Source organism: Bacteroides sp. 214 (assembly GCF_010501015.1).
Lineage (GTDB): Bacteria > Bacteroidota > Bacteroidia > Bacteroidales > Bacteroidaceae > Bacteroides.
On sequence record NZ_QVML01000002.1, the window covers coordinates 480,066 to 500,778 of the forward strand.

Sequence of the window (20,713 nt, forward strand, 5' to 3'; positions counted from 1 at the left end):
TTACCACACACCCTCTTTTCTTGTTCTTTGAATTTATCTGTTTCCTTTACTTACCAATTCTAATCGTCCTAATGCAACAGTACTTTTTATCATGCCAAATGCGACTATCGCTTGCTTGCCTTGTATTTCCAAGACACTACCAACGGCAGTTTGACCATTTAACCGAACGCAATCCCCTTTTTCAATAATGAGAGATTCAGGAGAAGATACTTTAGTTACTTCACCGGATTTTACTTCGTTTGACTTCGGCTTTTCAGTTGACTGATTTTCAATCGAATCAATCTCCTTGCGTTTATCTTCCCAATAGATTTTATCACGGGCAATAGATTGCAGGAAGTGATCCATATTGATGAAATCTTCTCCTATTTTAGCCGAAGAATCTATAATAATATCCTCAGGAAGACCAATCCGCCTTGCAACTTCAACTGCAAATGAACTTCCCGGATTTCCGATAGAAAGCCTGTATAATGGCTGCATACGTTCTGCATCATAAAGCATCGCTCCGTTTATAATTCCGTCTGTTTCATAAGCGAAGTGCTTCAAATTCTGAAAGTGAGTTGTAATAATACCGAAGCTATGTTTGTTGTTAAACCTGTCAAGCAAAGTTTCAGCAATTGCACCACCGATTTGTGGCTCTGTCCCACTTCCGAACTCATCTATCAGGATAAGTGTTTTGCTATCGCAGTTTTCTACAAAAAACTTCATATTCGTCAAATGCGAAGTATAGGTACTTAAGCTATTTTCTATACTCTGTCCATCACCTATATCTACAAAGATGTGTTCAAACATTCCTGTTCTTGAACTTTCATGTACAGGAATAAGTAATCCGCATTGTAACATATACTGTAATAGTGCAACTGTTTTTAAACAAAGTGATTTTCCTCCGGCATTCGCCCCTGATACGATTAACAACCTATTTTCCTGATTAAGAATAATATCTAAAGGATATGCTTGTTTACGTTGCTGCAATAACTGTATATTTAGCAATGGATGTATAGCTTGCTTCCATTCAACTTGCTGTTTGTTTTCGAATGTTGGCTTAATACCATTGATTCTCACGGCAAATGATGCTTTAGCACGAATGAAATCTATCTCTCCCATGAATCTGTAGGAGTGTACAATCTCCGCAATATGTGGACGAACAAGGTCTGTAAATGTAATAAGTATCTTTATTACTTCCCGGCGTTCATCGGCTTCCAGTCCTTTAAGCCGGTTACTTGCTTCTACAACTGCTTCCGGTTCGATATATACAGTTTTGCCACTACCTGACCCCTCGTGAACAGTTCCTTTAATTTTTCGCTTGTTGGCTGCTCCGACCGGAATCATCATACGACCATCACGTACACTTAATTGTGTATCCCTTCCGATAAGTCCCGCTTTTTGTGCATCCCGCATAGCAGTCTGCATGTTGCGTGTAATAGCTTTAGTCGCTTCCAGCTTATCCCTGCGAATATCTGCAAGCCTGCGTGAAGCATTGTCTTTTACTTGACAGGATTTGTCCAATATTGAATTTGCTTTATCTACAATCAACGGAAAGACTTTTATATTATCTGCCATTGAAGTAAGGGCAGGATATTTACTCTTTTCTGCATCCGTTTTTGCACTATGCAGGAAGGTTACTATATCGTTGATTGTTTGAAGGGAGTTCATTAAATCAGAAATCTCCTCTTCTGAAAACCAAACAGTAATATCCTTTTCTATTCGTGATATCGAACTGCGAACATCCAAGAAGAAGTTTGTGGGAAAATCCTCCCTATTACGTATAATTTGTGTAAACTCACTTGTTTGCTCTAACCATTTTTCAATAGTTGCGTAATCTGTTGAAAAAGTCATTGCTGTAACTTGTTCTTCTCCGAGTGGAGACAAACATTTTTCTGTAATAAACTGACGGATTGTATCTATTCCTATTTTTTGTTCAAAATTATCTGGATAAATCATGATCTCATATAACATTATGATATCGGCTGTCGGTTATTATAAAACTAACAGACCGATATACTGTTGATAAAAAAAGTAATTGAATAAAAACTGAGATTTCCCATATTCCGACAAGATACGGTATTTCAATAGGTGGGGATGTTTTAGAATTTATATCCCTATCTATTTAGTATCATTGACATCTCAATAATAAGAGATGCGAATTCGTAATATGGTATTTATACGGAAGCAAAATACATAAAAATATATTTTAAGTTTTGTTTAATTTATTATAGTTCCTCCCAATCTGACTTACCACTGGAATGGGAAATACTGTTTTTCAAGAGGTGGAAACAATTTGTTATATTCCTCTGTTTCTTCCTGTGGCAAATTAGCTAAGAAAGGAGATTGATAGAATTTTCCGTGTATATCTTTCATTCCATTCGGGATAAGTTCCATACCCATGAAAGCGTCGAAGTTTTTTCCATCTTCTGTGGTAATGCCAAATTTATCACAGGTTTGAAAACCCAATCTCGGATAGTAATCAGGAACACCCAAAATGATGATCCCACAATATCCCGCGTCTGTAGCCATTTGCATTGTTTCTTGTAGCAGCAATTCACCAACTCCACATCCCCGCCAGTCTACACTTACGCCAAGAGGCCCGAATGTTAAGACATCATGTTGCTTATCTCCATCTTGCACGTATGCAAGGGAATAAAAAATAGCACCGATGATTTCACCGTCTTTCAATAAGATACGGCTAAGTTTCGGCAGATATTCCGCAGAGTTACGCAATAGGTGAACCAGATAATGTTCGTCCGCTCCTTTTTGAAATTTGTTCCAAAAAGTTTTTTGCAACATTCGTTCAACTTCGTGATAGTCTTCCAGACGCTCTTCTCGTATTTCAACTTCCGAACGAGTTAGCCAAGCCTTGCGTGGTGATTTCCATCCAAACTCTAATGCTAGATCTGCATTGCCGAAGTTTTCCGATGTGAATCCCTCATTTTTGAGAAATTCTATTGTAGTAGTGGATGGCGGGACTGCTATAATAATCTGTTTTCGTTCGATTTTTGCCCATTCTTTCGCTACCTCAATAAGACTGTGTCCGATACCTTGTTTTCTGTATTTTACATCAACCCATAATACATTGATGCGAAGTCCTCTGTTTGTTGTTTCTGGGACTGCTTCAATTGCAGCTACCAGTTTTTCGTCTATGAGAACTCCCCATGCGCACGTTTGTGAGCATGATTCTTTATACAATCTGCTTTCAGTTTGGCATTCTGTTGGTATAATTTGATTCTGCCACTGTTCTTTAGGTAAATGAATAATGTTATATTCATTACTATGTTTTTTATTAGAAATACCCATGATTCCGTATTTTTAATACAATACAAGCCAACAGCTTTAATAAAGCTGACAGGTCAATATTCGATTAATAAAAAGTAATTGATTAAAAACAGAAATTTCCCATATTACAACAATATACACTCCTTTACTATAAATATAGGATATCGCAGAGACAACACCCAATAATCTATAAGTGTAATAGGCTTCTCAAAAGATTAGAGAAGCGAACTTGTAATATGGTATTTACACGGACTCAAATCGCATAAAGGCATTTTCTTTTTTGTGGCTGCAAAGGTAAGTACTTTTTTCTAAAAAATGAAGAAATATTTTTTATTTCTCAGATTGTAAGGTGATGAACTATGATATCATACCTTTTTATATTCTACCATTAAGACGCCAGAAGGAAAAATCGCATTATTCAACAACTCCCATTTTGACTCTTTGGGCTGTTCTGGAAATAAAGAAATACCTTTGCCAAGAATAACAGGAATATAAGCTATCTGCATTTCGTCTACTAAATCGGCAGCCAAGAACATTGAAATCAACTCGCCACCGCCAAATAGCCAAATGTTCTTTCCCGGTTCATTACGCAGATCGGCAATGCGTTCAATCACATTCTCCGTAATGAATTTAATATTTTCTTTTTCTTCCCATCATGACGAGAAACTACATAAACCACTTTGTCGGCATACGCACCCATCGCATCCATATTTGATAATTCACGCCAAGAACGGCCACCCATGATAATCGTATCAATCGAATCCATAAATTCTTTGTAGCCATAATTCATTTCTTCAGTAATAGGAAATTCCGAAAGCCATTCGATGCCACCGTCCGGTTCGGCAATACGCCCGTCAAGCGATGCAGCAATGTAAAGGATAATCTTTTTCATGTTTTTTTGAATTTAATTGTTCATACCATCGCTCGCTGTACTTCAAAAAAAGAAGCGTGGAACTCACGCAGTTCCAACACGAGGTACTGGTATACCCTTTGAAAGAAACAGGCAAGCCCACGCCATACTTTCGTATAGCATGAACATTGCGCTATCAGTCTCTTTCAAATGAAAATTACCAGTTTCCGTGTTGAGACGTTCAGCGAACGTTATGTTATATCTAAACGGACGAATCCGTTAAATTCTGTATTTTGATGCAAAGGTACAAATCTTAGCCGATTTCAATTACCTTTCCGGGATCAAATGTGTGATGTTCATTATGGGATACATATCCCAACTGGTTGCTCACGCATTGCGTTTTCCCTATAATCTTATCTATATTCCGGTGTGAATGACCGTAAATCCAGTATTCAATCGGACTATTTTCGATGAATGATTTCAATTCGACCGTAAATGCTCCATTTATTTTGCTTCCGGCAAAATCAGATGAAGCTAATTGGAATGACGGAACATGATGTGTTACGACAATGATGTGGTCGGCTGTACTTCTTGCAACTTCATTCTGAATGAAATGAAAACACTTATCGTGTTCACGGTTAAAATCAGCAAAAGTCAATGTTTCTCCTTTGTATAAAATTCGGTGAAAGTCAGTAACCCCACGTTCGGTAGGGTAGGCTTCTTCCAATGGGATTTTCGCCCACAATGTTGAAACAATAATATCGACATTCTCAATCCTGACAACTGCATTGTAGTAACATTTTACATTATCTCGGATTGAACAAACCAGACCTTGAGGCATTTCTGCTAAATCGTAGTATTTGTACAGTTCGTGGTTACCCACAGCAACGAGAACTTGTTTGTAATTCTCCGAAGCCCAATCCCAAAACGGATGCTTATTGTAATTGTCATCGTTCAGGTACCCTATATCACCTGCAAGAATAAGAATCTCTCCTGCCGGGAGAAGCGGATTCTCCTTTAGAAACCTCGAATTATCATGAAATTCAAGATGTAAGTCTGATGCGTATTGAATTTTCATTGCTATTTAATTCCGAATATTTCTTTCATAATCTCTATAAATCCCCTGATATCACTGTCGGTACGTTGCAAACTATCCCGCAAAGATTGGTTTGGCAGAGAATCTTCTATCATTCCAATAAAGGCAACCAATTCACTCTTCATCGTAGCCGACAATTCAACAGGAGTGAATGGATCGATGCGCATAGCCAACAACTTGAAAACATCATCACGGTGCTTTTTGATATCACTGCTACGAACATTCGGGTTTGTTTTCTTTTCTTCCGTAAGATTCAGAAACGCTTTTACCTTTAAGCATAAAAGAGATAATGGATCTGCAATACGAACACCTTCCTCGATGATGCTACTATTAATCGTCTGATGATAGTATTCTTCATCCATCAGTATAGCTGATAAACTTGAAATGTCTTCGCCAGCCGGAATGGGTGTCAAATGAAATCCTGTCGGTTCTCCCAATACATCAGGAAACTTTGACAACAATTCAATTTGAACCGGAAACCCATTTTTAGGGTTGATAAACCGGAATAATTCGGTTGCCGGTTCTTTATCGTCTCGTTTTCGTTCACGGTTTTTGTATTCACCCAAGTTAATAAACTCCCAAAAGCGCAGAGCAAATTCAGGGGTCATCTTCTCAATGACTAATATCATGTCGATATCGTCGGTTGCTCGTGGGCGCATATCTGTATCCCGCAAAGCTATGTCGCAAGCTGTTCCGCCAATGATAACATAGTTGTCTTCAAATCCGGCGAAGTATTCTTTGAATATTTCCAGTCCTTTTACCATTTCATTTCTTCAATCATAATTTCCAACTCCTTTTCAATCCGGGAATCCGGCTCGTCCTTCATTGCCAAATACAATGAAAGTTTATCGACAATACCACCATTTGACTCATAAGGTATCGTTGCCGGATATCTCCATACTTCTATTTTGTACAGACCTTCTATTTCGTTATAGTGTCCATCCTTTGAATTAAATTGCTTATCCCATATTGCCATTGCACCATATTGTTCCGGATTTAGGTGTGAATAATGCGATAAGGCATTCACTCCGTTTGTACTGAAATTACCTTCGGGTATCGAATCGCAGTAAAAAACTTTTTTTATGGGTGACGACAAGTGGTTTTGTGCTTTCAACCAAAGTTCCCGTTTAGAATCCTTGAAGCGAATGTATTTAATCCCTGAATCCCGTATTTCAGCAGTACATAGCTGACAATCTTCGAGGCTTGTTATTGCACGTGCCAATGTCACATAATTATAGGGGACAAGTTCTTCCAATCTCTTAATTGTAAGCTCGTTTTCACTGTTCTCTTTCAAAAGATAGTATAATAGCACGTATTGTGCACCGGGTGTTAATTGGGACTGAGTTTTCTTTTCTCTTCTTTTAGCTTGAATATTAGCGATTAAAGAAGGTAAGAAAGCATATTTGTCTGAAACGATAAAGTACACACCCTGGCTTATCAATCGCTCCCGTTCATAATAAGGCAATGAGCCTAACAAAACGACAACGGGCATACCCATGACATTACCAACCTGTTGGGTGATTTTCTTATACTTCAAGGGCGTTATGGCTTCCTTTTCATTTTTTGCTTGGATAACGCATAAAATCTGATGGTTGAAGTCAATGGTATAAAACGAAAACCTCAAAAGCATATCTGCATTAAGCCCCCGTAGTTTATCCCGTTGTACCGGAATCAACTCTTGTGATGCTCCTAATATGGATATAATATTGCTCATATTCAGATGTTATCATTTGTATTTTGCATCGTTATCATACATGGTGATAATGGTGCAAAAATAGTGATAATAATCGAAACCTCAAATAAATACTACACAGAATTGCTTTGAAACAGCTAAATCATTTGGGATGTCCGCCTAAAATGAGAAGAGAATTTGAGGTTTATATGGATTAAATAATGTAATGGTCATTAAGTTAATGGCGGTTACATTAATCAAGAAAAAATAAAGCAAATGTTGTCCCAGTGCAAGGTGCAAGTATCTATATAGATAAGCTTGCACCTTGCACCGGGGATAAATATTTGATATACAGTATAGTTGTATATCCAAAAAAATATAGTAATTTTGAACCTAAGATTATTGCAGACAAAGGTTAGACAGAGAAGGACAAAGTAGTCATTTTTTCTCGTAACCAATTCGTAACCTGCATGTCGATTGCCGACGAATCATTCTGATATATAGAACTTTGGAGAAATTGGTTCCGTTCCCTCTCTTTTTGTTGGTGATTCTATTCTTACGCACAAAGTTTAGCCAACCTAAAGATAAAGAATGGTATATCTCTTACTCCCCTGAACTGTGCTCTAAATGCTTTTACCTTCGCATTGAATGATTTTGTTGCTGCATTGGTTGCTCTGTTTTCAAAGTAATTAACGGATCGTTAAATAGTATAGGCGTGTGCTCCCAATACTTGACGCGTCAAGTATAAAGAGTACACGCTTCAAGTATAAAGAGTTGACGCGTCAAGTATTTGGGACCGAAATACCCCTCTCAGAAGCGCCTTATCGCAAGGTTGTTTTTTGGGGAAATAGGTAGAAATATAAAGGGAAGACAAGTACCAACAAAGGTTTTCTACTTGAGCCCTTACTACCTTGACACACCCTCACTCGATTTGTCTGTTTTATTTCCTTTTGTCCTTATAGGAACCCTTTACCATCTTGGTAAATGACCTCTCTTGCTTCCTTTTCTCATGTACAGAAGCTGTATAATGCCAGGCTTCTCGGCGAAGTTTAAGATAGCTTTCGTATACACCTCGATCTATCTCTCCATTCTCTACCGCTTCGATTACGGCACATCCTTTTTCATGGATGTGCTGACAGTCGCTAAATCGGCATTTACCTTCATAAGCTGATATATCCAAGATCTCTGACAGGTTATCGGCATTATCGTTTGTAACACCAAACAGCTTTACACCCGGAGTATCAATCAGTACACCCGAATCCGCCATCAAGACCATCTCCCGGCGGGTTGAAGTATGACGTCCTTTTCCGTTTGAGTCACTAATTGCACCTGTCAACAAAAGCTCTTGTCCGCAAAGCGCATTGATCAACGTGCTTTTACCCGCACCCGACATGCCTGTAAAGACAATGGTTTCTCCCGGAGAGATAAACGCCCGAAGTTGATTAATACTCTCCATCGATTCCACGCTGGTATAAAAAACGGGTATCTTACCGGAAATATGCCTCAGAGCATTTTCTGTTTCTTCCCTATTGAAGCCCAAGTCTATTTTGTTCAAAACCAATACGGGTTGAATACCTTCGTCTACGGTTTGTAACATGAAACGCTCGATGCGGCGGACATTAAAGTTTTCATCCAGACTTTGCACGATAAAGGCTTTGTCTATGAATGAAGCGATTGCCTGCCTTTCCGAAACAGTACCACTTTTCAGCCGGTAAAGCGTCTTTTGCCGGGGCAATAAATCAAGAATAAGACCTTTGTCTGTGTCGATGGATTGAAAAATAACCCAGTCGCCTGTGCAGGGATATTCGGATGAGCTCTTGCCGTAGAGCATATTTCCGGCAAGTTCACAGGTGTAGAATCTCTCTTCGGCAACTACTTCGTAACGGGTTTTATGGGTGACTGTTACCCGCCCGTGCAGAAGGTCTTTGAAATTAGAATCTTGTTTTTGTTGGAACAGTTCTTCGTTCCAACCGTATAGCTGTAAATTATTCATTGTTGTGTGATTGCGCCTTGTGACATGACAACAGGAACGTAATACGCCTACCGCAAGTCATAAGTGATTATTATAATATAGATATATGAAAATAACTCCGGCAAGACCATGCCCGAGTATAGACTAAGGGATAAGTTCGGCAGGACGCCGGAACTTATTTACTACACCAAATCCTTCTTTGTTGTTGTCATAGGGAGGCAAAGATACGATATTTCTCTGTATTCGCTTTTCTTTATTCGCTTATAATTGTATTACAGTAATGAGTTGACTTAAAAAAACTTCAACCCAATAATCCCGGCAATAATCAGGAAAGCAGAAAAAAGACGCATAAACCCCATAGAATCATTGAAAAAGAGAATACCGATTGTGATTGTACCAATAGCTCCGATGCCTGTCCATACGGCATATGCTGTACCAATCGGGATATTTCGTTGAGCAAGATAAAGAAAGTAACCACTCAAAGCCATAGAGACTACGGACATCGCAATAAACAAGAACTTGTGTGAAGTAGATGAAGCTAATTTGAAACCGAGAGGCCAGCCTATTTCAAAGATGCCTCCCAAAATAAGGAATAACCATGCCATAATTTATTGATTTAGGATGGTCGTCCATCTGTTATTAGTGTATAGCCGGTCGTCCGACATGGCAAAGATACGATATTTTTCTGTATCTGCCTTAAATGTACTACTTTTACGATTCAAATCAGGACAATGACAATCAAACAAATAACAGAGAACAAAAAGCAATACCTGGACCTACTGCTTTTGGGCGATGAACAGGAAAGTATGATCGACCGCTATTTGGAGGCAGGCGATATGTTCGCCTTGTATGATGAGAATCTGAAAGCAGTATGCGTTGTAGCTCACATCGATAATGAGGTTTGCGAGTTGAAGAATATAGCCGTCTATCAGCAATTCCACAGACAAGGATATGGGAAAGCCCTCATCTCGCACATCTCAAAGTATTATAAAGATAAATACAACAGGATGCTTGTCGGTACGGGAGAAACTCCTTCGAACCTTTCGTTCTATCAACAATGCGGATTTACGTTATCTCATCGCATTAAGAACTTCTTTACAGATAATTATGTCCATCTGATATTTGAAGAGGGAGTCCAGTTGGTGGATATGATTTACTTAAAGAAGAATTTGAAATAAAGATTACAACGGTTTTACTGGAATACATTCTTGCTACTTTTTGAGTATTCTCTTTAAGTTCTCAACACTCAATAAATTTACCGTCTCGAATCGTCCTTTATAAAATACAGCCCAGTTGTTGAAAACGCAAGGCAATTCTTTCGCTTTTTGCAGTGTATCCACTTGAATTAAGGAGGCGGGAATATCGTGTGTGTCGCAATACTGTTTTAAGATTTCAATGGTTTGATAGACAAACGGACACTGCATACTATAATAAATGATCAGTTCTTCACTGTTTATTTCTTGTGTCTTAACGTTTTGTGCGAATTGCGGCGTTGTCCCGTCGAAAGAAAGTGCAAGTAATTCATAGCCGTTATCAGTCGTATCAACTACTTCAAATCCAAACCTCTTGGCAAACGATTGGTCGGAAAGCCAAGCTTTTTGCTTTGTTGATCCGAGCATACATATGCCTGATTTGCCTTTCGCTTTGGCATCAGCCACGCAATACTCCAACAATGATTTCGCATATCCTTTTCCTTTGTATTCGCCTAAGACCCACAAGCAATAGAGATAAATGTAGTTGTCGCCGACGATGGGAACCCAAGCTGTTTCAAGCGGAGCGTATTCAATGAAAACTGTTGCCTTTGCATTCAACTTCCTAAAGACATGGCCTTCATTAAGTCGATCAGTAAGCCATTGTCGCTTTGCTTCTATGCCCGGGTGAGTTACTTTGCTGCGGATAATACAGCATAGATGTTCGTTAGCAATGTTTTCCGGTGTTATGTTTATGAAATCGACATTCATATTATTACCTTTCTATAATCTCCGTCTTTCTTTTTCATAAATCCATTACTTAATAGTGCCTTTATGGAGAAAGTGTTTTCTTCGGAAGGGTCTGCTGCTATCTCACGTCCGCCTAAAGCTGTGATTTTTTCTTCTAACTGCTGAATAACAATTTTGCTGATGCCTTTATTCAGATACTCCTCTTCCCCAATCAGGTAACCAATTTCAAAGGTATGGTTTTTCTCTGTTACATCTCCATATAAGCTTTCGAAATCATGCCCTTCCTCTTCTAATTCTTTCAGAAAGAAGCAGTCGACATAAAGGCAGTAGCCTATTTTATGCTCGTTGTGGTGAACAATAAAGTGAGTTAGAAAATTGTACTTGCCGTCTTTGTTGTTAACTTCTTCTAACCAAGCTTTGCGTTGTTCTTCTCCATCGGGACAGAGCCATTTATAAACATAGCCTTTATTGAGCCATTCCTCAAATAAAGGCATATCTTCTTTAAGTAGAGGCTTTAATAGGATGTTTCTTTTGTTTATTACCATGCATTCTATTCTTTTATTGCATCTCTTATTTCTTTTATCAATTCATAGAAGCTTTCTTCTGTCGATTTACCTGCTGTATCAATCAGAATTCTATCTGTCGCCCATGCATGATACTCCCTACTTTGGATTTCATTCCATGTAGGGAGTGTTAAACCTTTCACTTCGCTACACCGGTTTTCAGCTCGTTTTTTATGTTCTTCTTTATCCGAACAGATTACTTCGATATTAATGTACCGGCTATTGCTTTGTATAGCTACTTCTTCCCATTCTCTACGGGTAAGGTCTATCGGATTGCATGAATCGGCAACTACATTATGCCCCAAGTCCAGATTGTTGCTTGCTATGCGGTAAGCCAAACGGTATCCTTCGCTTTGTACATTGTAGTTGCATAAATCTCGCAATGCTTGTTCTATGGTATCAATTCTCAGATAGGCAGCATTGTACTCCTTGACAATCAGTTTTGCCAGACTTGATTTTCCCGAAGCGGGCAATCCCGATAGAATAAACAGTATGGGTTCTGAAGCCTCCATTTTTCGATTGTTTATTTTTATAACTCTGATTGATTCAGCGGAGAATACAACTCTATCAGATTCTCTTCCGGGTCGTACAGATGCACAACACGCATTCCCCAACCTGGCATATCTATTGGCTCATTAATAAATTTAAGTCCTTTTGCCGAAAGTGCTTGATAAGTCTCATCTACATTATCAACTTCAAAAGATATCATTGATTTTTCGCGATAACCTGTGGGTTGCGTTTTGTCGGCATTACCAACAGCGGGAGCCATATAATCGGAGGTAAACAAGGCAAGTCCCTCTATTCCGTCGGCTACTTTGAAGCTGGCATAACAGTCTTCAACATCCCAGGCGGCTTCCAAGCCAAGTTGTTGAGTGTAAAAATCAAAACATTTCCGATAGTCTTTGACTAATAGTCTTACGTTACTGAATCTCATAGTTCTTCTGTTATTAATTTATTAATCTCTTTTATAGTCTGTAAATCCTAATCTATTGCCCGAAGGGTCGTTCAATTCTACCGCCCAACCTGTCCGTATCTTAAATGGTTCGGATAGAAAGACAATGCCTTTGGCTTTCATCTTTTCGTAAACCGCTTTGGTATCTTCAACCTCTATCCAAATGGCAGGTATTGTGTTCGGCATCTTGGTTTTGTCTTTCAGAATAATTGCCGGCTCTTCATTGCCGACCTTGAAGGCTACCATGCCCTGTTCTGCAAACTCGAATTTCTTTTCCAATCCCAATACTTCGGAATAAAAATGTACGCTTTCCTGATAATTGTTAGCTGGCAGGAAGTAGTTATCATAGTTCTTAATTGCGGTAGGCTCTACTGCATCTTCTGTTATCGTTAGGATATGCCCGTTGTTATCGAAGATGGCAAACTCGTCGGCTCCATAGAATGTTTGATGCATCTCTTTGGCGATAGATTCTGTTCCCTGAAGCTTTTCGTACAGTGTTTGCATGCCTTTCATCTTTACATAAAAGGTTATAGCACCCAACACCGGCCGACCAGCTAACTGCGGATATTCTTCGGTTAAGTTACCCATTTCCTGAAACATAAGCGTTGCTCCGCCATTAGCAACCATTGCCCATTGCAAACCTCCGGTTGGAGCGGGAACACTCATTATCAGATTGAAACCTAATGTCTCGGTATAGAACTGTACTGTTTCATCGACGCTCTTTACGCCAATATTGGGAGATAGGGTTTGATATTCCATGGCTTTCCTCTTTTTTAAGTGCAAAAATACAATACCGGTTCGAACTGTTTCGTGTAAAAAACCGACATTCTACACAGTGTGTTCCGATGGAGAGATACTTCCCAATCGCTGAAACTCTTTATTCATGTGCGAGTGATCGTGATATCCGCAGGCAATGGCTATTTCGTACATGCTTTCATCCGGATGGGCTTTCATATAACTGCGAACAGACCGGAAACGCATGATGTTACTGAATACTTTGGGAGAGATACCGATGGTTGTTTTGAATCTACGTTCGAATTGTCGTTCCGATAGGCAGACCTCTCCGGCTATCTCCCTGACAGATACATGTCCGTTATTGCTTTGAATAAGAGAAACGGCATGCCTGATTTGCCTGTCGGGCAGATATAACTTGTGCATACGCGCCAGTAAATAGGTGTTGATATAAGCAACCCGTTCCTGCACATACTCCATCTCAGGTAATCGTTCATAGAAACTTTCATCAAACAGGGTTTCAGCAAGCGGAAGCTCTATGTTCCGGTTGGTAATTCCGAAAATAGGCATACGGGTAAATGCGGTAATTCCTGCCGGCGCAAAGCGGATTCCCATCATTTGCACCCGTCCCGGCTGATAGGTTATTTCCAATAAAGAGGTCATGGTACCGACAAGCATAGGCAAGCCGGCTGAAGGTTGATTACTTCCGAAATCGAAGATAATATCTACACAACCGTCGGGGAGAATCCTATGCGTAAATGGATTCTCTATTACATCATCTGTAACCCAATAAGTTTCTATCAGATGCTGTAAGCGTAGGTCGGGTGGATATTCTTTATACATACTTTATTGTATTATTCTTTTTAACCAGCTCTCTAAATAATTCAACTGTTCTTCAATGCTGTCCATTAGTGCCTGACGAACATCTGATAACAAATTATCTTTTATCATAATACTACAGATTCATAATTTTATTTGATAAATTCGTGATTGTTCTCCCCAAGGATGATATCCTTGTCCGATATAATAAAACCATATTGTTATTTCATCAACCGTATCCTGATTGAGAAACTTTTGTATACAAATGTAGATAAAAATCTTCGATTTGTGTAGAATTGTATAAAAACATATTTATTGAAATTATAGTTGTCTTTGCATCATAATTTCCAACAATATAACCCAAAAAAACTTTGCTCAAGACAGCAAATAGGCAACTCGCTGAATATGTAAATGTTAAGCAAGTTGTCGGCAAAACAGTTTTAGATGCTTTGGTGTTTTATCTGGTACAAGGTCGAATAGTGAAGATTCTGTAATCGCAATAGCTAATTTTCGTCAATTTGCTCTGTTTCACCCCAGTTTTGGCAAAGAACGGTGACTTCATTCCAAAAATCGTTGATGCGGACAATGTCTTGCAAGGCGTAAAGAAGCTATTTCATCGAAGTATTTGTTTACCGCTTCTGTGTTTAAGTCCCAAAGTTTTATTCTCATTTTTTTTAGTTGTTTAGGATTGAACAATTTTTACATTTCTAACAAAATTGGATTGTTTGTTAATTCATAGTTATTATCGAGTAACGAAGCGTTTACAAATATTGTATTCTCGATTTTCTCTATACCGCGAGCTTTGTGTATATGCCCAAAAAGGTGGTATTGAGGTTGAATGGTTAATACTTGTTGCAACAAAAGAGGGTCGCCGTAATGGATGTTTTCCGAAAAGTCCAGCACGGAATAAGGTGGTTGATGTGTTATAAGTACGTCAGTGTCTGTCGGTATCTTCGATATTTGCTTATCATATTTGTCCGACAAGATATCGTTCATAAACAGCGGGACGCCATAGAATTTTATGCCCTCGACTACAATTCCCGAGTTACACAGATAAAAACAATTATCGAGCAAACCGGTTATTGTTTCTCCAAACAAACAGTGGTCGTGATTGCCCGCTACGAAGATCTTATACTTATAAGGCAGTTTTTCGAACCATTCGATAAAATCCAATACTTCGGACTCCGTGCCGGCAAAAGAAATATCGCCCGAATGAACGATAATATCTGCATCAGGCAAGTTCTGCAATAAATAGTGCATATTGTGTGTATCGGAGAGGTGGAGTATTTTCATTCTTTTACCTCACTCTTTAATATCAGGAAATATGTGGTAGGACAATTTTCTGTGCAAACATGCCTCCCATAGATGTGCCGATGATTATACCCAGTGATTCATTTTTGCCGATTCCCGAAAGAAGCGCTAAGGCTTCTCTCGGGTTAATAGGCAAATCGGGCGCAATAACGCTTGCCTCCGGCAGTAGTATCCGTAAGTTCTTCGCGGTGGATGATGCGCCTGACGACGACAAACCGTGTATATACAATAGTTTCATAAAAGTTAAGTTTTAATTCATATTGGTAAAGCACTTTGGATATAAAAAATCAACTTTTCAAATCTTAGAATTATCGTCGTTATTTCCAAATCTTATTTTTTGAATTTCTTTGAGATTATCATCACTTAGAAGATTTACATTGTTTATCGTAAAATAAGAACCATCACTCCATTTCAAATTTCTCAACCTATCATTATCAATATTCTTTAGCTTTTCCAATAGCTCAATTATAGATTTCTTTATGATATCCTTCTTCCCAGATTCAGAAGCTGCAAAGTCAAAATCCATAGAATAATTTGGTTTTGTTCGTGGCCAGAGAGAATAGATTTTTTGTCCACCACGTTTTATTGAAATATAACTTTTCGTAAATCCTAATTCATATTTTTTTGTTTTATCTTGATCTTCTTCTTGAACTTTTTTTATTATTTTTTCTCCGAATTCTTTTAACCATTTATTTTTATCATCTTCCCAAGTAACTCTATTCACTTCATCCGAGATATTATCGATAACAAACTGAAAGATTTCTCGATTCTCATTATAAATGGCATTTGCCAACTCTGTGACTTTATCATTTGTTCCCATAATTTCGCGTTTTAATGTTGTTATATAATCTGATATGTATGTTTTTACTATTGTATCTATAGCTGTTTCTTGAATATTTTCTAAATGATTGACAATTTTCTTATACGAATATGTATTCCATTCGTCTCCGTCGAAATTTTTAGGATTATCTCCTATAGGGGTAAGATATACAAAGATCTTTTTTGTGTACCCCTTAAAACTTTCATCATCTTGGATAAAGTTTTTGTATTTCCCCAATTGTCCAACAGAGTCTATTGTGTCAAATTTGTTCTCAATACAGATTATCAGTTTGTCATGTTCATCTTTAAAATTAATCAGTAAGTCTATAGAACCATTAGGACACTTAACTTCTTTTCCGACTTCTACATTACTGAAATTCAATTTGTTTATTGTAACAATATCCAAATCATTATTTTTTTCTAATGCCAAATCGCGCAATACTCTTATTAAAAAGCGATTGCCTAACCCATGTGATTCATTTGGGTCGAGTAACCATGCTAAAAAATTAGAATGTCGGATTTCCGCTCTACCGATTCCAAGAATACTAAAGATATTAGGTTTTTGTAACTCTGTTTCCAATTTTTCAAAATTGGGGTCGTTCAATAGGTTCTTATACAATTCTTTGAAATCGGGTTCCTCATTGTTATTGTCTGACATAATATTTAATTTTATAGGTTAATAATCTCTTGTCTTCAAAGTTATAAATAAATTTAATCTTTTGCTGAATTTTCACTCTTCAACTAATATATTTCTGATATTCCACTTTCAAATCACAATGAAAATCACAGATTTGCATAATATCTTGCAATGCCCAAAGAGAGTGGTCGCAGATTTCGTGCATTCCATATCCAATGTTGTATTTGGCTAATTCCGGTTTTTCTGTTATCAAATCTCGCCATTTCGGTATTGTTATATTCCAATTATCTTTGCCAGCCATCATTCCATCGCTATAAAAATCTTCAAAATATAAAGAGTGTTCTATATGCTTAATGTTGAATTTTAATTCACAATCATGAAAACTCTCTATCGCCCACATAATTCCATTATAATAATCATCGTCATCATCCTCTTCGATAAAAGGGCTAATGATGGCCTCAATTTCATAGTCGTTGAAAAATGAATCTTCATCTTTTATCATTCGTTCCAAATCATCAAGCATTTTTTCTCCTTTTTCTTTTAAGATACCTGCATATCTTTTAATCTCTCGGTCGAGCCACAGAAATTTCTCAATGTATTCGGGTGTAAACACAAATTCCTGATTGAGTTTCAGTTTCCGCTTTGCCAAAATATTGTGAAAATCATTTTCGCCCGTATAAGAACGTCTTGTTCTTATTTTACTTGCGTTAATTGCCAATGTTTCTAATTCAGAAACAGAGAGTTGGTCTAACTCTTCTATTGTTTTTATCCAGCTTGTATCTCTCATATAATCTTAAATTTCTATCAATTCACGTTATTTTTTATCCATTCTTCGTCCGATGCAAAACTTACGAGGTCTATACTATCACCTGTAAAACCGCAAGATTCTCTCGCATATTCTTCGTCTATCATTGCCGCGATTTCAAGACCGGCCTGATCACAAAGTTCCCAGTACTCTGCTTCCGAAATTTCTTTATTCAAATACCGTGCTCTTATCTCCATCCATTTTTCAGTATGAGTCATTAAATTAGTCTTTAATCAAAATTCGTTTCAAATTCCCGTAAAAAAGGAAGTATATTCCCTTCTGGATTGTGTTCTCGCCACGAGTTGTGGTCGTCGATGATAGCAAATACGACTAACTTAAATCGGTTCTTAAATTCATCTTCTTTGAAAACCTGCTTAAATAATTTAGCAACGTGATGAGGCGGATTCTTAAACGCTCCACAGCCAAAGGCACTTAATACCAAACAGTCGTGGTTAAATTCTCCGCATATTCTTAAAATCGTTCTGATTTTCTCTTTGCTTGGTTCAATCAATTCGCTTACGATATATTGTTTCCCGTCAAAAGTCTCGAGTTGAGGATGATTTATGGCAGGCACGCTGACAACCGAAACTTCAAACGGACTTTGCAGAAAACAATACCCGTTATTCTCCGATCCTCTTATTATCGACACCTTTTTCGAATAAATGCCCCCCGACTCTCTATCCAATGGATAACTATTTTCTCTATTTCTTTCTACATCGTATTGGTATGAATAATCAACAAATTGATAGAGCGACTGAAAGAGATTACTCCTTCGGAAAATATTTTCCTCTTGCGCACCGGCACCGTTTAAGACTCCTCCTCCCGGATTTTGCCGGCTTGCCATATTGAGTACACATACATTATAACCTGCATTCTTTAACAAGCCGGCCGTTTCGAGGCAATCGGCCTCGATGACACTGAATTTAGTGGGACTATCACTTTCTATTGGCTCCAAAGCTTTGGGCTTTGTGTAGAAATACGTCTCTTTGGTTGTAGAGGCACTATCTAATTTTATCGAACTCCAACCGTAGGCATATTCGCCTTGTAGAGCGACTTCAACCGTCTGCTGAAATATCTCGGCACGCAGCTCGCGAAAACCTGACTTGTTCCGCGAAGCCGTTCGGAATTGCTTTATCCATTCGGTAGGGGAAAATGAACTGACGATTTTTTGCGCCACATCATCTTTATGGTATACGTAAGCGCCACTTTGCAAGAGCCAATCGCAGGGAAGGGTGGGTTCAACTTCCACCACACAGAAGTCCTGCCACTGCTTAATGCCCTCTTTTTCGACTACTCCAACCAACCCGAATGTCTCGCATTCTTTGGCGTAGGATTCTATATCCATCGCATTCATAGCGCCTCTCACAACAAGGAAACAGTCGTGTGCCATATCGTTTCCGTTATCTCGCTTGTATTGCTTAAAACCACCGGGATAATGTTTTTGGATATTCTCGATGGGAATGATTAGGTTGATAAATATTGCTGCTATTGCCATATCTAATTCAAATTTTATAGGTTTCTATTATCTTAAATCTATTTTGAGTCCCATTTCATTTTTCATAAAAAGCAATACTTCGGCATTGCCTTTTGCGTCATCAACCGGATCGTGTGTATGTACGGTTTTTCGTAAATGTCTCCACTGAGCAAAAGTGTCTTTTACAAGTCCGCAATATAAATCCGACAACCTACGCGATGAATAACCAAAAGGATTTCGTTTCAAAAAATGATGAAAATACCAACAGACAAACATCCAATCAAAACCATTATTGTCACTGATAAAAATCGGTTTCCCATTGGAGTTTTCCTTTATCCACTCTTCAAATCGAAGCATTACTTCTCGAGGATCGTCAAACTGTAATGTCTCTTCACGACTAAAGCCTGAAACGGCAAGCGCATCCGGTTCGTAATTCTCAGAGATCGGCTTTAATCTTCCATAAAAAGACTTATCCAGATTTTCGTCCACTATAACAGCTCCAAATGAAATCATTGAGTAATCGCCGGGAATGGGACCATCACTTTCTATATCGACTACTATGTAACTCATTGTTGTTGTGTTTTATCTTTATTCTGTTTTGATATTAATCGATTATGCGTTCTTTCCCATCCAAGTTCTGATGTATAACGGTTACTTCATTCCAGAAATCGTTAATCCGAACAACATCCTGTAAAGCATAGAGTGTGTGGTCGACTAAATTATGGAACGCCCAAGAGAAACGGATTCCTGCAAATTCGGGGCGTGAGTCGAAATTACGATTCCAAGGATCATCTGCATACAAAGGAGTACCATAAAGATCGCCATTCTTAGAAGGATAGCAAAAAAACAAATCTTCTCTATATCTTGAACTCATCGCAGAACTGATGATTTCCATAATATGAGGACAGTCAGAGAGTTCGTCTTCATCGTGCTCTGGATCAAAATCAATTAATGAATCACTACCATCATATAAGACCCGTACGGTTCCACTGATTTCATAATAATTTGTAAAATTATCTTCTCTATTTTGCAACTCTCTTGCCATTTCAACTGATTTAGTCATTACTTTTTGACTACCTTCGGATAAAATACGGTTTACTCGAAGAAAGTTTTCGATATTTTTAGGCGTGAATTCAAAAACTTTATCAAGCAAATATTTTCGTTGCTCTAAATAAAAATATATTAAATCTCTATGCCCTGCTCTATCCCATGAATGATAGTGATGTTTTAACAATAGCTCTATCTTTTCGGGCGATTGCTTTTCTGGTAGCGCTGTTTCTAATAATATTTTTTTCAAATCTCGATTAGATAATTCCAAATCGTCGAAATAATCATTGATACTCTTTATATCTCGGGTTACAAATTCCCACTCAATATTTCTCATCGCTTTTCTCCTCATCTATATGACAAACTTCAGGGTTATGATCTACCAGCCAATCACAGGGCAGAGTAGGAACTATATCGACGATACAGAAATCTTGCCATTGCTTAATGCCGTCTTTCTCGACAACTCCGATTAAGCCAAAATCTTCGCACTCTCTGACAAAGGATTCTATATCCTCCATGCATACTGCACTTTTTACAACAAGGTGATTGTCGTGTCTGATTTTCGCATTATCACAATAATTGTCCGATTTCATATCGGCTTCGTTGTCTTTCTTGTATTGGTCAAATCCGCCGGGATAGTGTTTTTCAATATTCTCGATTGGAATAACCAAATTCATGTATGCTAATTCGATTGCCATAGTTCATCAGGTTTTATTTGATTCGTTTTACATCATCAAGATTATAGGTTTATACTTTA

At 38.1% G+C, this 20,713-nt stretch carries 25 protein-coding genes and 1 pseudogene; 1 reads left to right on the forward strand and 25 read right to left on the reverse strand.

What is annotated here, in order from left to right:
• Positions 1 to 33: 33 nt before the first annotated feature.
• The 10 genes and pseudogenes from D0T50_RS03720 to D0T50_RS03760 form a co-directional block, all read right to left on the reverse strand.
• A complete protein-coding gene (locus D0T50_RS03720) occupies positions 34 to 1,938 on the reverse strand; it encodes an endonuclease MutS2 (RefSeq protein WP_163222207.1) in 1,905 nt (634 codons plus the stop codon).
• Positions 1,939 to 2,229: 291 nt separating this feature from the next.
• On the reverse strand, positions 2,230 to 3,288 hold the full coding sequence (locus D0T50_RS03725; protein ID WP_163222100.1) for a GNAT family N-acetyltransferase: 1,059 nt from the start codon (positions 3,286 to 3,288) through the stop codon (positions 2,230 to 2,232).
• A gap of 344 nt (positions 3,289 to 3,632) precedes the next feature.
• Positions 3,633 to 3,881, reverse strand: coding sequence for a dihydrofolate reductase family protein (locus tag D0T50_RS13730; protein WP_370520868.1), 249 nt, complete (start codon positions 3,879 to 3,881; stop codon positions 3,633 to 3,635).
• A complete protein-coding gene (locus tag D0T50_RS13735) occupies positions 3,878 to 4,159 on the reverse strand; it encodes a dihydrofolate reductase family protein (protein ID WP_239058192.1) in 282 nt (93 codons plus the stop codon). Before D0T50_RS13735 ends, D0T50_RS13730 begins: the two co-directional genes overlap by 4 nt.
• Before the next feature lie 271 nt (positions 4,160 to 4,430).
• Entirely contained in the window at positions 4,431 to 5,195 is a 765-nt protein-coding gene (locus D0T50_RS03735; RefSeq protein ID WP_163222102.1) for a metallophosphoesterase, read from the reverse strand.
• A gap of 2 nt (positions 5,196 to 5,197) precedes the next feature.
• A complete protein-coding gene (locus tag D0T50_RS03740; protein ID WP_163222104.1) occupies positions 5,198 to 5,977 on the reverse strand; it encodes a hypothetical protein in 780 nt (259 codons plus the stop codon).
• Entirely contained in the window at positions 5,971 to 6,927 is a 957-nt protein-coding gene (locus D0T50_RS03745) for a hypothetical protein (RefSeq protein ID WP_163222106.1), read from the reverse strand. The genes D0T50_RS03740 and D0T50_RS03745 overlap by 7 nt, the downstream gene beginning before the upstream one ends.
• A 514-nt stretch (positions 6,928 to 7,441) precedes the next feature.
• Positions 7,442 to 7,579, reverse strand: a pseudogene (locus tag D0T50_RS03750) (transposase); the annotation flags it as partial.
• A gap of 246 nt (positions 7,580 to 7,825) precedes the next feature.
• A complete protein-coding gene (gene rsgA / locus D0T50_RS03755) occupies positions 7,826 to 8,878 on the reverse strand; it encodes a ribosome small subunit-dependent GTPase A (protein WP_163222108.1) in 1,053 nt (350 codons plus the stop codon).
• A gap of 269 nt (positions 8,879 to 9,147) precedes the next feature.
• Positions 9,148 to 9,462 carry a multidrug efflux SMR transporter gene (locus D0T50_RS03760; protein WP_163222110.1) on the reverse strand — a complete coding sequence of 105 codons (315 nt, stop codon included), beginning with the start codon at positions 9,460 to 9,462 and terminating at the stop codon, positions 9,148 to 9,150.
• 126 nt (positions 9,463 to 9,588) lie between these two features.
• On the opposite strand from D0T50_RS03760, the gene D0T50_RS03765 reads away from it, so the two are divergent.
• Positions 9,589 to 10,035 carry an N-acetyltransferase gene (locus D0T50_RS03765; RefSeq protein ID WP_163222112.1) on the forward strand — a complete coding sequence of 149 codons (447 nt, stop codon included), beginning with the start codon at positions 9,589 to 9,591 and terminating at the stop codon, positions 10,033 to 10,035.
• A 33-nt stretch (positions 10,036 to 10,068) separates the two neighbouring features.
• Here the strand turns inward: D0T50_RS03765 and D0T50_RS03770 are convergent, their stop codons facing one another.
• The 15 genes from D0T50_RS03770 to D0T50_RS03840 all read right to left on the reverse strand — a co-directional run bounded on the left by D0T50_RS03770 (position 10,069) and on the right by D0T50_RS03840 (position 20,654).
• On the reverse strand, positions 10,069 to 10,818 hold the full coding sequence (locus D0T50_RS03770; RefSeq protein WP_163222114.1) for an N-acetyltransferase: 750 nt from the start codon (positions 10,816 to 10,818) through the stop codon (positions 10,069 to 10,071).
• A complete protein-coding gene (locus D0T50_RS03775) occupies positions 10,815 to 11,342 on the reverse strand; it encodes a GNAT family N-acetyltransferase (protein WP_163222116.1) in 528 nt (175 codons plus the stop codon). Before D0T50_RS03775 ends, D0T50_RS03770 begins: the two co-directional genes overlap by 4 nt.
• Positions 11,343 to 11,347: 5 nt before the next feature.
• On the reverse strand, positions 11,348 to 11,872 hold the full coding sequence (locus D0T50_RS03780) for an AAA family ATPase (protein WP_163222118.1): 525 nt from the start codon (positions 11,870 to 11,872) through the stop codon (positions 11,348 to 11,350).
• Between the two features lie 17 nt (positions 11,873 to 11,889).
• Positions 11,890 to 12,294: a VOC family protein gene (locus tag D0T50_RS03785; protein WP_163222120.1), complete on the reverse strand. Its 405-nt coding sequence runs from the start codon at positions 12,292 to 12,294 to the stop codon at positions 11,890 to 11,892.
• 21 nt (positions 12,295 to 12,315) lie between these two features.
• Positions 12,316 to 13,071 carry a VOC family protein gene (locus tag D0T50_RS13740; protein WP_239058193.1) on the reverse strand — a complete coding sequence of 252 codons (756 nt, stop codon included), beginning with the start codon at positions 13,069 to 13,071 and terminating at the stop codon, positions 12,316 to 12,318.
• 69 nt (positions 13,072 to 13,140) lie between these two features.
• Positions 13,141 to 13,887, reverse strand: coding sequence for a helix-turn-helix domain-containing protein (locus D0T50_RS03795; RefSeq protein ID WP_163222122.1), 747 nt, complete (start codon positions 13,885 to 13,887; stop codon positions 13,141 to 13,143).
• Positions 13,888 to 14,562: 675 nt separating this feature from the next.
• Complete coding sequence (locus tag D0T50_RS03800) at positions 14,563 to 15,156, reverse strand: metallophosphoesterase (RefSeq protein ID WP_163222124.1); 594 nt, start codon at positions 15,154 to 15,156, stop codon at positions 14,563 to 14,565.
• 22 nt (positions 15,157 to 15,178) lie between these two features.
• On the reverse strand, positions 15,179 to 15,412 hold the full coding sequence (locus tag D0T50_RS03805; protein ID WP_163222126.1) for a YqiA/YcfP family alpha/beta fold hydrolase: 234 nt from the start codon (positions 15,410 to 15,412) through the stop codon (positions 15,179 to 15,181).
• Between the two features lie 57 nt (positions 15,413 to 15,469).
• Positions 15,470 to 16,651, reverse strand: coding sequence for a PD-(D/E)XK nuclease family protein (locus tag D0T50_RS03810; RefSeq protein WP_163222128.1), 1,182 nt, complete (start codon positions 16,649 to 16,651; stop codon positions 15,470 to 15,472).
• Between the two features lie 79 nt (positions 16,652 to 16,730).
• Positions 16,731 to 17,417 carry a hypothetical protein gene (locus D0T50_RS03815; protein ID WP_163222130.1) on the reverse strand — a complete coding sequence of 229 codons (687 nt, stop codon included), beginning with the start codon at positions 17,415 to 17,417 and terminating at the stop codon, positions 16,731 to 16,733.
• 17 nt (positions 17,418 to 17,434) lie between these two features.
• Positions 17,435 to 17,653: a hypothetical protein gene (locus D0T50_RS03820; protein WP_163222132.1), complete on the reverse strand. Its 219-nt coding sequence runs from the start codon at positions 17,651 to 17,653 to the stop codon at positions 17,435 to 17,437.
• Between the two features lie 11 nt (positions 17,654 to 17,664).
• A complete protein-coding gene (locus D0T50_RS03825) occupies positions 17,665 to 18,930 on the reverse strand; it encodes a TIGR02452 family protein (protein ID WP_163222134.1) in 1,266 nt (421 codons plus the stop codon).
• A 27-nt stretch (positions 18,931 to 18,957) separates the two neighbouring features.
• Entirely contained in the window at positions 18,958 to 19,479 is a 522-nt protein-coding gene (locus tag D0T50_RS03830; RefSeq protein WP_163222136.1) for an exonuclease domain-containing protein, read from the reverse strand.
• Positions 19,480 to 19,513: 34 nt separating this feature from the next.
• Positions 19,514 to 20,293 carry a hypothetical protein gene (locus D0T50_RS03835; protein ID WP_163222138.1) on the reverse strand — a complete coding sequence of 260 codons (780 nt, stop codon included), beginning with the start codon at positions 20,291 to 20,293 and terminating at the stop codon, positions 19,514 to 19,516.
• Positions 20,280 to 20,654 carry a hypothetical protein gene (locus tag D0T50_RS03840; RefSeq protein ID WP_163222140.1) on the reverse strand — a complete coding sequence of 125 codons (375 nt, stop codon included), beginning with the start codon at positions 20,652 to 20,654 and terminating at the stop codon, positions 20,280 to 20,282. Before D0T50_RS03840 ends, D0T50_RS03835 begins: the two co-directional genes overlap by 14 nt.
• Positions 20,655 to 20,713: the final 59 nt, after the last annotated feature.

What these genes read in the sequence shown, in the direction of transcription:
- D0T50_RS03840 (WP_163222140.1), bottom strand. Translation starts at nt 20,654, where the DNA reads ATGGCAATCGAATTAGCATACATGAATTTGGTTATTCCAATCGAGAAT.
- D0T50_RS03800 (WP_163222124.1), bottom strand. Translation starts at nt 15,156, where the DNA reads ATGAAAATACTCCACCTCTCCGATACACACAATATGCACTATTTATTG.
- D0T50_RS13740 (WP_239058193.1), bottom strand. Translation starts at nt 13,071, where the DNA reads ATGGAATATCAAACCCTATCTCCCAATATTGGCGTAAAGAGCGTCGAT.
- D0T50_RS03820 (WP_163222132.1), bottom strand. Translation starts at nt 17,653, where the DNA reads ATGACTCATACTGAAAAATGGATGGAGATAAGAGCACGGTATTTGAAT.
- D0T50_RS13735 (WP_239058192.1), bottom strand. Translation starts at nt 4,159, where the DNA reads ATGAAAAAGATTATCCTTTACATTGCTGCATCGCTTGACGGGCGTATT.
- D0T50_RS03725 (WP_163222100.1), bottom strand. Translation starts at nt 3,288, where the DNA reads ATGGGTATTTCTAATAAAAAACATAGTAATGAATATAACATTATTCAT.
- D0T50_RS03805 (WP_163222126.1), bottom strand. Translation starts at nt 15,412, where the DNA reads ATGAAACTATTGTATATACACGGTTTGTCGTCGTCAGGCGCATCATCC.
- D0T50_RS03785 (WP_163222120.1), bottom strand. Translation starts at nt 12,294, where the DNA reads ATGAGATTCAGTAACGTAAGACTATTAGTCAAAGACTATCGGAAATGT.
- D0T50_RS03745 (WP_163222106.1), bottom strand. Translation starts at nt 6,927, where the DNA reads ATGAGCAATATTATATCCATATTAGGAGCATCACAAGAGTTGATTCCG.
- D0T50_RS03810 (WP_163222128.1), bottom strand. Translation starts at nt 16,651, where the DNA reads ATGTCAGACAATAACAATGAGGAACCCGATTTCAAAGAATTGTATAAG.
- D0T50_RS03760 (WP_163222110.1), bottom strand. Translation starts at nt 9,462, where the DNA reads ATGGCATGGTTATTCCTTATTTTGGGAGGCATCTTTGAAATAGGCTGG.
- D0T50_RS03770 (WP_163222114.1), bottom strand. Translation starts at nt 10,818, where the DNA reads ATGAATGTCGATTTCATAAACATAACACCGGAAAACATTGCTAACGAA.
- D0T50_RS03780 (WP_163222118.1), bottom strand. Translation starts at nt 11,872, where the DNA reads ATGGAGGCTTCAGAACCCATACTGTTTATTCTATCGGGATTGCCCGCT.
- rsgA (WP_163222108.1), bottom strand. Translation starts at nt 8,878, where the DNA reads ATGAATAATTTACAGCTATACGGTTGGAACGAAGAACTGTTCCAACAA.
- D0T50_RS03720 (WP_163222207.1), bottom strand. Translation starts at nt 1,938, where the DNA reads ATGATTTATCCAGATAATTTTGAACAAAAAATAGGAATAGATACAATC.
- D0T50_RS03775 (WP_163222116.1), bottom strand. Translation starts at nt 11,342, where the DNA reads ATGGTAATAAACAAAAGAAACATCCTATTAAAGCCTCTACTTAAAGAA.
- D0T50_RS03815 (WP_163222130.1), bottom strand. Translation starts at nt 17,417, where the DNA reads ATGAGAGATACAAGCTGGATAAAAACAATAGAAGAGTTAGACCAACTC.
- D0T50_RS03825 (WP_163222134.1), bottom strand. Translation starts at nt 18,930, where the DNA reads ATGGCAATAGCAGCAATATTTATCAACCTAATCATTCCCATCGAGAAT.
- D0T50_RS03795 (WP_163222122.1), bottom strand. Translation starts at nt 13,887, where the DNA reads ATGTATAAAGAATATCCACCCGACCTACGCTTACAGCATCTGATAGAA.
- D0T50_RS03765 (WP_163222112.1), top strand. Translation starts at nt 9,589, where the DNA reads ATGACAATCAAACAAATAACAGAGAACAAAAAGCAATACCTGGACCTA.
- D0T50_RS03830 (WP_163222136.1), bottom strand. Translation starts at nt 19,479, where the DNA reads ATGAGTTACATAGTAGTCGATATAGAAAGTGATGGTCCCATTCCCGGC.
- D0T50_RS03735 (WP_163222102.1), bottom strand. Translation starts at nt 5,195, where the DNA reads ATGAAAATTCAATACGCATCAGACTTACATCTTGAATTTCATGATAAT.
- D0T50_RS03740 (WP_163222104.1), bottom strand. Translation starts at nt 5,977, where the DNA reads ATGGTAAAAGGACTGGAAATATTCAAAGAATACTTCGCCGGATTTGAA.
- D0T50_RS03835 (WP_163222138.1), bottom strand. Translation starts at nt 20,293, where the DNA reads ATGAGAAATATTGAGTGGGAATTTGTAACCCGAGATATAAAGAGTATC.